Origin of the sequence: Streptomyces recifensis, assembly GCF_002154615.1 — a bacterium.
Taxonomy (GTDB): Bacteria; Actinomycetota; Actinomycetes; order Streptomycetales; family Streptomycetaceae; genus Streptomyces; species Streptomyces griseoluteus.
In genome coordinates, this window is record NZ_MUNH01000517.1 from 1 (window position 1) to 1,038 (window position 1,038).

At 74.8% G+C, this 1,038-nt stretch carries 2 protein-coding genes; one reads left to right on the forward strand and one right to left on the reverse strand.

The window, feature by feature from the left end:
- Positions 1 to 354: 354 nt before the first annotated feature.
- Positions 355 to 657 carry a hypothetical protein gene (locus tag CCN33_RS24625; protein ID WP_086695677.1) on the reverse strand — a complete coding sequence of 101 codons (303 nt, stop codon included), beginning with the start codon at positions 655 to 657 and terminating at the stop codon, positions 355 to 357.
- A 185-nt stretch (positions 658 to 842) separates the two neighbouring features.
- Between CCN33_RS24625 and CCN33_RS24630 the strand changes: the two genes are divergently transcribed.
- The coding region (locus CCN33_RS24630; protein ID WP_140394653.1) for a DUF2267 domain-containing protein at positions 843 to 1,038 on the forward strand (196 nt) is incomplete at its 3' end.

Here is a 1,038-nt window from a genome sequence, read left to right on the forward strand (position 1 = left end):
GGTGGCGTAGGGGGCTGAGTTCTGTGAGGTCGGGGCCGTCCGGGGATGCCGGGCGGCCCCTGCGGCTTGATGCGGGCCGGGTCCGAGGAGGCTACGCCCGGTTCAGCTCCGGAGACCGGCAAGCGCCTGGGCGAGCGCACCGGGCTCTTGGCGTCGGCCCTGGCGGCCGGCGAGGGCAGCGCGGGGTGGCGGCGCCGGTCCCGTGGCGTTCATCGCCGGAGGTCGGCCAGGTCGGACCAGGGCGCCAGCGCCGGCCCCCCGGCAGGTTGGCGAGCGCACGGCGCCAGTCGGGCGGGGTTCAGCCCCGCCGGTGGGCCCGGTCTCAGCGGGGTGGCAGCGCCGGCGCCCCGGTGTTCAGCTTCGGCGGTCCGCGAAGGCCCAGGAGGCGAGGGCGACGGCGCCGGCCACGCCGAGGACGGACGGCCAGGCGCCGACCTTCTTGGCGAGGGGGTGGGAGCCGGCGAAGCCGGCCACGTACGCACCGGTCAGCGCGGCGGCCGTAGGAGCCCCGGCCCGGGCGTTCCACTCGCGGGCGGCAACGGCTCCGGCGGCGGCCAGCACGACCCCGCCGAGCGGCCGCTTCTTGGTCCAGCGAGCGACGCCGTACCCACCGACGAGCCCGGTGGCGGCGACCACCGCGCCAGGAACCTTGGCCATGACTTGTCTCCTGTCGTCCCGAATGCCGTGTTCGGCATGCCTGCCGCCGAGGCTAACGCGCGCCACGCAGCATCCACCGACCGGGTCGCCCTCCACCGAAGTGGCCGAAAACCTCCGCCATGCCCCGGCGATCACGGGGCATCCGAGCTTCGCTGTCCCGACGTCCCGGAAGAGGAGCCCCCACGATGACCGTGACGACCATGCAGCCGAGATCCTTCACGGAAGCGGTCCGTGAGGTGGGCCAGTACCGCACCGAGGCAGAAGCGGAGGCGGTCACCCGTACCGTCCTACTGGCTCTGTCCGCCCACCTCCCAGCGACCGAACGCACCGAGTTGACCCCCCTGCTCCCCACCGAGGCCAACCTCTCCACCCCGCTGGCCC